This is a genomic window from Natranaerobius trueperi, assembly GCF_002216005.1.
Taxonomy (GTDB): domain Bacteria; phylum Bacillota; class Natranaerobiia; order Natranaerobiales; family Natranaerobiaceae; genus Natranaerobius_A; species Natranaerobius_A trueperi.
In genome coordinates this window covers 25,742-33,947 of record NZ_NIQC01000029.1, presented here as the reverse complement: position 1 = coordinate 33,947, position 8,206 = coordinate 25,742, and the positions used below count along the sequence as shown (strand labels likewise).

Genomic DNA, 8,206 nt, shown 5'->3' with positions numbered 1-8,206 from the left:
TGATTCATGTTATAATCTTTAAAGACAATTTTATTATTGTTCATAAAGAAGCCGCTCCTTTCTATTGGTTTGTTTGGTCACTTACCATTTTATCAAAAGAGCGGCTTCTTTTTAATATTTATTTAAATGAAAAGGGGCTTAATCCCAAAAGTTTCACTTTTGGGATTAAGCCCCTTGACTTTACTTTTAAAATTAGATATGAAGATAAACAAATTTAAACTGTTTTTTAAACTTTACTTTTTTAAAAAACATATTTCACCCTTTGTATAGCATAGTTAATATAGGGGTGAAAAAAATGAATGGCTATTTTAAAATTTTGCTAGCTGCTTGTATTTGGGGAACTTTAGGTATATTTGCTAGATGGAGTGGTATTCCTGCTAATGAATTAGTATTTTACAAAACTTTTGTTGCAAGTATAAGTCTTTTAATATTACTACCTAGAGAAAAATTATTAATTGCTAATAGATTAAGAGCCTTCATCATAATAATACTTGCTGGGATCTTATATGCGATAACTGCAATTTTATTTATGAATTCAATTTATATAACTACCATGAGTAATGCTTTATTTGCTTTTTATATTAAACCCATCATAGTCGCATTATTATTACCTATTTTCTTTAGAGAAAAACCAAATATTTGGAGTATACTAGCAACATTAGTATCATTAATTGGATTGGGATTAATATTAACTCCTTCAATTATAGAGTTTTCATTTAGTGATATTAGAGGTGTATTATTAGCTTTATTCTCTGCTATCACTAGTTCATCCATTGTAGTATTAGTTAAACTTATTGATATTCCGTCTCCAATAATAACCTATTATGCTATGATTGCTGCAACACTTCTTATGATTCCCTTTATAGATCTTGATACCAACATTAACCTCATCCAGGTTGGTTTTATAATAATAATTGGCTTTATTCATACAGCTATTCCATATATTCTATATTTCTCCGGATTAAGAAGTGCTAAAACGTCACATGGAATAACTTTAACCTATTTTGATCCAGTAGTTGCTTCTTTTGCAGGTGTATTATTATTTCAAGAACCATTTTCAATCTTAACATTAATAGGTAGCTGTCTAATAATTATAAGTGGTGCACTTATAATTAGTCATTAATTATAATAGTTCATAACTACTTACGAGAACTGGCATTTTCAAATTATCTAATACTTTTTCTAAAAGGACCCCTTCCCTTTTTGGTAGTGTTTCACCGTAGCTTGCTCTAATGGCAGCTGTTATAAACTGTACACCTCTATCAAGAGATATTGGTAGATTATCACCTTGAAGTAAACTACCAACAATAACACTTGCAAAAGCATCTCCAGTACCTGGATATTGTGCTGGGATATAGTCACAAGTTACTTTCCAATAACGTTCATCTTCCTGGTTATAAGCAACCACACTTGTTTTTTCAGGTGTCTCCCAAGTTGGTGCACTTGTAATAATAACTTTCTCTGGTCCCATCTGTGATAATTCATACAACCATTCCTTTAAGGTATCTTTATCTAAATCAGTATCATAAGGTTTGTCCAATAAATAAGCAGCTTCAGTAAAGTTTGGAGTAATGATATCTGCTTTACCTACTAAATCTCTCATCCTTTTAACCATCTCCTGATCCATAGTGCTGTATAACTCACCTTCATCAGCCATAACTGGATCTACTACAACCAATGTATCTGTATATCCATTTCTAATAGCAAATTTGTCAATAAAATCAGATATAATATCAACCTGACGTGGGGATCCTAAAAAACCACTATAAATACAATTAAAATCTAAATTCAACTTTTCCCAATGGTCAAACATATGAGTCATATTATCAGTTAAATCAACAAAGCTATATTCTTCAAATCCTCCAGTATGTGTGGATAACACAGCTGTTGGTACTGAACAAACTTGAATACCCATTGTAGAAATAATTGGTACTACAACAGCAAGTGATGAACGACCAAATCCTGACAAATCATGTATCGCAGCAACTCTTTTAACCGATCTTTGTTTCAAAGTCTCTCCCTCCTGGTTTTTTCTCATATTTTACGATTTTTTGAATTAATTTGCAAATAATTTCCTTCTTTGCTTTATCATATTCTCTAAAAAGTTTCCTTGCATATTCAGGCTTTTTATATACCTTCCAGTATCCTTTCATTATGTATCCCTTACCATTATTATTTATAAACCCTTCAACATCATGTTCTGGTATTCCTAAAAAAATCCCTACTTCATGAGGGCATGGCTCTATTAGAAATCTATATCTTAATTTATTTAATTTACTATTTAGTGACATGGAGGTAAAATAACCTCTCTCTAATAGAAAATCAGAATTTTTAATATAATTATCTAGTAGTTTTTCTTTATAAAATAATACTAAGGTACTATTTTTGGTCTCTCTCATATCAAAAGATTCTAATTGTAGTTCTTTTTCTATTTCATGTCTATAACTTTTCCATAAACTTAGAAGTGCTTTTCCTCTTTTGGTAAAGGATATTAGTGTAGCTGGTTTAATATTCTTAATAGTAGGTGCAGCGTTATAATCTATAATAAATTTAAGACGTTCTTTTTCATGTAACTTATCTATAAATTCTAAAAAGAATAATTTATCTAATTTATTCATTAATAGCTCCTCCAATTTTAACTGTCTTGTACTCCCCTTATAGCTGCTACAATTGCCATAACTATTAAAAATAAGCCAAGAGGAAGTATTAAATAAATATTTGCAAGTGATAGCATTTCTTGAAGATCACCAACAGTGTCAGGGGTTTTAGCAACCCCTATTGTTATAAGAGCATACGGTGTTACAAAATGTTTATAGTCTTTTAAATTTAACCATTGTGCGAGTCCTATAACTGCTGGATATAGAAGTATTGAAACCTTTATAAAACTTGCAGATATCCAAACAATAGTTAATAAACCTTCAAATCCTTCCATAAATTCAAGTATTTCAATTAAACGAGTTAATGTAAAAATTGAAAAAGTATGGTTTAAAACCTTTTCTAGTCCGATTGTCCCTAATGTTACCACTGTTACTACTGTTAGAAGTAAACCAACACTTATTAAAGCGACTGCACTTAAACGAAAAGCGCTTTTTTGGGTTCTAAGAGTACAATACCAAAAAGCCATAAATAATACAGGTTCTGTTGCAAATGCAACTGAATGTATAAAAGCACCTAAAGGTTCTAACATCCCTTCTTCAAATAAAGGATAAAAATTCTCTAATTCAAGATTCTCATAGCTTAAAAAAAAGATTCCAGTTAACCCCAATATGATCAGAGGAACTAGTATTTGACATACTCTAGCAAAAACCTCAAACCCCCATTTTACTACATATATTACAAGTGTCATGATTAGAATATCGAAAGCAACTGGTGGTGTTTCTGGCATTAAAAAAAGTAATAGTTCAGTATTCATACGAATTAATAGACCAGCTACTATAGTAAACGAAATGATTAATAATAAACCAAAAAGTTTTCCTAAAATTGTACCCATCACATCTGGTGCATATTGTATAATTGTTTTACTTGGGTACCTATTACCTAATTTTATGACAGCATAAACCATAATTATAGCTGTCATATACCCAGGTAATACACTTAACCACCCTTGCCTCCCCCCTTCTTCTAAAGACACTGTAGGTATATCAAGAAAAACAAGCCCTAATGCTGCCGCTACAGTTAAAATAAAAGCCTGTGAACCTGAAATACGTTCATTTATGAACATATTTATCCTCCTATTATAGTAAGTGCATTATCAAAATTCCTGTACCTAAGGTTAACAAAAATATAAATGTCACTAATTCTTTCCATAGTTTGTTTTGTATTAAGTCTGGCATTTCAAAAATAGCTATTACTATTGAAATCATAAATATCCCTATAATCTCAAACATGGTTTCCACCCACTATTCATCAAATCTATCCCTAATTAATCCAGTCCTTCTGATATTTACCTGTACTTCTACTTCACTCGGTAATTCAGCAAAAATATCTGGCCATTCTTCTTCAATTTCATTCCATTGATCTGGAAATTCATTATGGATAGCTTCTCCAAATCCAAAAACATCTGCTTGTAACTTTTGAGTTCTTTCTAATGCAGATTTTATTTCATTTTCTACTACCGTAGCAGCTTTTTTTTCAAGGATCTTCTTATGATCTTCAATCGGTAAATCAACTGTTGGCTGTTTTTCTCCAATATTACCATCAAGTTCTAATTCAATTGCCATTTTAGGAGTGCCATCTTCTAAAATATCAGGTTCAACTTTACTTGCAAGTGAAATCATCTCAAAGCTAATTTCTGCACCCTCTTCAAATTCTTCTGTTAAAACTAGTAAAGTTGAATCTAAATCTCCTAATATCCAATTAACACCTCTAGTTTCATCTGCTTCTAAAAAACTTGCAAATCTATCCTCATGATCAAAAATTGCTATACCTGATATTTTAAGTTCTTCTCCTTCTAACTCATCTCCTTCACCTTCTTCTTGTACTAATTCTATTCTTGGAGCAAAAGCTACTCTACCAGTAGATTTTATTTTCTGCGAAAAATCAAGTAAGGTTACTCTAGTACCTCCTTTTCCTAGTGTATCTTGAGCTCTTACCATTTCCGCTACAGCGTCTGAAGGTATTGCTTGTTGTTCATGGGTAGCATTCATGATATCAGATGCTTTTCCATCAGCTACTAAAACTTTTTGATTCAAACGAGCATCCCGGTCTCTTACAAAAGCATCTAAAACTCGTTCAACTTCCCTTTCAGCCACATCTTCACCTAATACAATTATTTCACTATACTGCCAAAATATATCACGCCCTGTTTTGGTGACTAAATTTCTAGTAGCATCAAAAATTGTATGACCGGTAGTCTCTGCTACCCAAACAGATTCTTCTCCTCCTTCTCCTCCTTCACCAGCTACTCCATGTTCCCTTGGGAGTAATATTTGAATACTCAACTGAATCATACCTTCTTCAGTTTCATCTACTCCAACTCCCATTACTAAAGCCCGCTCATCAATTTCTAATCTGCTCCAACATCCTGTAAGTAAACTAGTTAAAAGAATAATAATTAAGCAACACACTAATTTATATTTCATGTTATCACCTTGTTTTATTAGTTATCGTCATCAGGTTTAGGTCTTTGACCAAAAGGCTGTCTATTCTTATTTTCCTTAGCTATTAGTTCAGGTCTTCTATACATAAACCACCAAGGAGCTCTAATTATTAAATCCTTAAACCCATATAAAGATAAGGGACCCACCGGAGAAAAGTATGGAACTCCAAAGGAGCGCAGTGTACAAAGATAAATTATAGTAAAGTTAAACACTGTTAAAACTCCTGGTAATCCCATAACTATAGCTGCTAAAATAAATGGTATTCTAAGCATAGTAAGAGCATCTAACTGAGTAGGTACTGCAAACCCAGAAATTGCTGTAAGTGCTGTTATAATAACAACAGGTGCTCCTACAACCCCAGCTTGAATAGCTGCTTCTCCTAAAATTAATGCTCCTACTATACTTACAGCTGAACCAACATTACTAGGCATTCTAATACCAGCTTCTCGGAGTATTTCAAATATCAAACCAAAAGCGAGAACTTCTATAAAAGTCGGAAAAGGTACTCCTTCTGATGCAACAGCAATAGATATTGCTAATTCTTTTGGAATCATTTCCGGATGAAAAGAAACCATACTTACATAAAATCCAGGTAAAATTACTGTAATTAAAAGAGCAATTAATCTTATCCCTCTAAGAGCAGTAGCATAAGTATAACGAGTATAATAATCTTCAGATGACATAAACGTTTCTACAAATAAATATGGAACATATAAAACAAACGGGGTTCCATCTAATAGTATTCCTACTCTACCTTCTAACAAATTCGCGGCTAATTTGTCAGGTTTTTCTGTGTTTCCTACTGTAGGAAAAGGAGAAAATGGTGCATCTTCTATAAATTCTTCTATATATCCTGATTCTAAAACAGCATCAATATCTATATCGCAGATTCTTTTTTGTACCTCTTCAACCACTTCTTTATCTGCTATACCCTCCATATAAGCTACTACTACTTCGGTCTTTGTTTGTGTCCCTAAAGAATAAGATTCTAATTTTAAGTTTGGATTTTTTATTACTCGACGAAGTAATGCAATATTCTCCCCTAATCCTTCATTAAAACTCTCTTTTGGTCCACGAATTACAGTTTCGGTTTCTGGTTTTTCGATATCTCTTCCTTTAATATTACGTGTATCTAAAGTCAGTGCCTCATTATAGTTAGAGTAGAATAGTGCTGTCTCCCCATTCAATATATTTTCAACTACTTGATTTAAGTCTGATATTTTTTCTGAATTAACTGTAGAAATAACTGATTTCTCTATAAAGCTTAAATCTAATTCTTTTTCTTCATAAGCTCTATTTCGATCTAAAAGTGGTTTTAAGATATTATCGTTTATCACTTTTTCATCTACAATATTACTTATATAAGCTACAAAAGCTTTATTTTTTTCTTCACCTTGAATATAAAACTCTTTAACAACTAAGTCATAATTTTTGTCTAAAACGTTTTCGATATCTTCTTTATTCCCTTTATAGTTTTTCTTTAATGGAATTTTTGTATTTTCTTCATGAACATTTTTCGATACACCTTTTCCTTTAAACAAGGCTCCTAACATTTGTAATCGTTTAACAATATATGAAAACATTAACTTCACCACTTTTATGTTAAAATAGGTTTACATATTTAGTTTATCCAGAGTAACTAAGATTATAATAAATTTAAATTATTTTAAGTTTTAATGTCTTAATATATTGAAGGAACTGTTGAATATATTATAGAATATAATTAAGGAGGTGGGATTTAAGGAATAAAAAATATATGAAGGAGGAATAAAGATGGGTAATATGATAAAAAGATTTTTTAGCGGCTATTTTGCCATTCCTTTTATTCAACGAATGGGTATTGCTTTTATTTTAGGAATTGTTGTTGGACTCATAGTTGGTGAACCAATTACAGTTATTGAACCGTTAGGAGACTTATTTCTTAGACTATTAATGATGGTTGTTATACCAATCATAATTTTTACCTTGATAACTGCAATGAAAAAATTAACACCTTCACAATTAGGAAGAGTTGGTGGCCAAACATTAGGACTTTATATTTTAACTACCGCAATAGCAATAATCATAGGTCTTACTTTAGCAAACGTTTTTAATCCTGGCTCAGGTCTTAGCCTTCCAGAAGATGCAGAGATGGACCCCGAAAAGGCTCCTAGCATAATCGATGTCTTCTTGAATTTAGTTCCAGAGAACGTCTTCGAAGCTATGGCTAATGCTGAGGTACTACAGGTTTTAGTATTTGCAATCATTTTTGGTATAGCACTTGCTTTTGTTAGGGAATCCGCTAGTGAAGAAATCAAAAAAGGTGTCGATATGATATTTAGTATTACTGAAACTGCTGCTGAAGCAATGTTTAAAATAGTAAGAGGAGTCATGGAATATGGTGTTATTGGGGTATTTGCTCTATTAGCTGTTACTTTTGGAGAAGCTGGACCTGAAGCACTTTATGAATTTGGAATCTTAATTGCAGCTTTTGTTGCAGCTGTATTAATTCACATGATTTTAATTTATGGTGTAGTTTTAAATGGTATTATTTTAAAGAAATCACCTATTAAAATTCTTAAAGGTTCAAAAGAAGCACTTTTAGCAGCTTTTGCTACTAGATCAAGCGCTAGTGTTTTACCAATTTCTATGAGAGCAGCAGATGAAAGCTTAAAAGTAGATGAAAAAATATATTCTTTTACTTTACCCTTAGGAGCTACTATAAATATGGATGGTACTGCAATGTATCAAGGGGTTGCAGCTATTTTTGCCGCAAACTTAGTTGGTGAGACACTTACTATGGCAGAACAGCTAACTATTGTTACAACAACAGTCTTAGCAAGTATTGGAACAGCTGGTGTTCCCGGTTCAGGTTTAATTATGTTATCTATGGTATTAACACAGTTAGGCCTACCATTAGGAGTTGTAGCATTCGTAGCAGGTGTTGATCCTATTTTAGATGCTTTTAGAACTATGAATAATATTGCAGGAGATCTTTCAGTAACAAGTGTAGTTGGTAAATTAAATAACAGTATAGATTTAGAAAGTGGTGTATGGACTGACTCAGAAAAGAATCAGTCAAGTAAATCAAAAGATATATAAAACTATTAATCCTGCCAGAGTTAAGA

The 8,206-nt window shown here is 32.0% G+C and carries 9 protein-coding genes; 3 read left to right on the top strand and 6 right to left on the bottom strand.

Going from position 1 to position 8,206, the window contains the following annotated elements; genetic code table 11:
- Together CDO51_RS14430 and CDO51_RS10815 are read left to right on the top strand one after the other, a co-directional pair.
- Positions 1-218: hypothetical protein (locus tag CDO51_RS14430; RefSeq protein WP_205842231.1), on the top strand; the 218-nt coding region annotated here is incomplete at its 5' end.
- Positions 219-295: 77 nt separating this feature from the next.
- Positions 296-1,123 carry a DMT family transporter gene (locus CDO51_RS10815; RefSeq protein WP_089024279.1) on the top strand — a complete coding sequence of 276 codons (828 nt, stop codon included), beginning with the start codon at positions 296-298 and terminating at the stop codon, positions 1,121-1,123.
- Here the strand turns inward: CDO51_RS10815 and CDO51_RS10810 are convergent, their stop codons facing one another.
- Genes CDO51_RS10810 through CDO51_RS10790 form a run of 6 tightly spaced genes read right to left on the bottom strand, consistent with a single transcriptional unit; the run spans position 1,124 to position 6,682 of the window.
- Positions 1,124-2,038, bottom strand: a complete 915-nt coding sequence (locus CDO51_RS10810) for a pyridoxamine kinase (protein WP_089024278.1) — start codon at positions 2,036-2,038, stop codon at positions 1,124-1,126.
- Positions 1,992-2,618: a DUF3793 family protein gene (locus CDO51_RS10805; protein WP_089024277.1), complete on the bottom strand. Its 627-nt coding sequence runs from the start codon at positions 2,616-2,618 to the stop codon at positions 1,992-1,994. Before CDO51_RS10805 ends, CDO51_RS10810 begins: the two co-directional genes overlap by 47 nt.
- 17 nt (positions 2,619-2,635) lie before the next feature.
- Positions 2,636-3,721, bottom strand: coding sequence for a GerAB/ArcD/ProY family transporter (locus tag CDO51_RS10800; protein ID WP_089024276.1), 1,086 nt, complete (start codon positions 3,719-3,721; stop codon positions 2,636-2,638).
- A gap of 13 nt (positions 3,722-3,734) precedes the next feature.
- Complete coding sequence (locus CDO51_RS13860) at positions 3,735-3,887, bottom strand: hypothetical protein (RefSeq protein WP_158212429.1); 153 nt, start codon at positions 3,885-3,887, stop codon at positions 3,735-3,737.
- Positions 3,888-3,899: 12 nt separating this feature from the next.
- Complete coding sequence (locus CDO51_RS10795) at positions 3,900-5,066, bottom strand: Ger(x)C family spore germination protein (RefSeq protein WP_205842229.1); 1,167 nt, start codon at positions 5,064-5,066, stop codon at positions 3,900-3,902.
- A 32-nt stretch (positions 5,067-5,098) separates the two neighbouring features.
- Positions 5,099-6,682: a spore germination protein gene (locus CDO51_RS10790; RefSeq protein ID WP_089024274.1), complete on the bottom strand. Its 1,584-nt coding sequence runs from the start codon at positions 6,680-6,682 to the stop codon at positions 5,099-5,101.
- 190 nt (positions 6,683-6,872) lie between these two features.
- Between CDO51_RS10790 and CDO51_RS10785 the strand changes: the two genes are divergently transcribed.
- Positions 6,873-8,180, top strand: a complete 1,308-nt coding sequence (locus tag CDO51_RS10785; RefSeq protein WP_089024273.1) for a dicarboxylate/amino acid:cation symporter — start codon at positions 6,873-6,875, stop codon at positions 8,178-8,180.
- Positions 8,181-8,206 lie beyond the last annotated feature (26 nt).

Coding starts and splice junctions, on each gene's coding strand:
- CDO51_RS10805 (WP_089024277.1), bottom strand. CDS start 2,618: ATGAATAAATTAGATAAATTATTCTTTTTAGAATTTATAGATAAGTTA.
- CDO51_RS10790 (WP_089024274.1), bottom strand. CDS start 6,682: ATGTTTTCATATATTGTTAAACGATTACAAATGTTAGGAGCCTTGTTT.
- CDO51_RS13860 (WP_158212429.1), bottom strand. CDS start 3,887: ATGTTTGAGATTATAGGGATATTTATGATTTCAATAGTAATAGCTATT.
- CDO51_RS10810 (WP_089024278.1), bottom strand. CDS start 2,038: ATGAGAAAAAACCAGGAGGGAGAGACTTTGAAACAAAGATCGGTTAAA.
- CDO51_RS10815 (WP_089024279.1), top strand. CDS start 296: ATGAATGGCTATTTTAAAATTTTGCTAGCTGCTTGTATTTGGGGAACT.
- CDO51_RS10785 (WP_089024273.1), top strand. CDS start 6,873: ATGGGTAATATGATAAAAAGATTTTTTAGCGGCTATTTTGCCATTCCT.
- CDO51_RS10800 (WP_089024276.1), bottom strand. CDS start 3,721: ATGTTCATAAATGAACGTATTTCAGGTTCACAGGCTTTTATTTTAACT.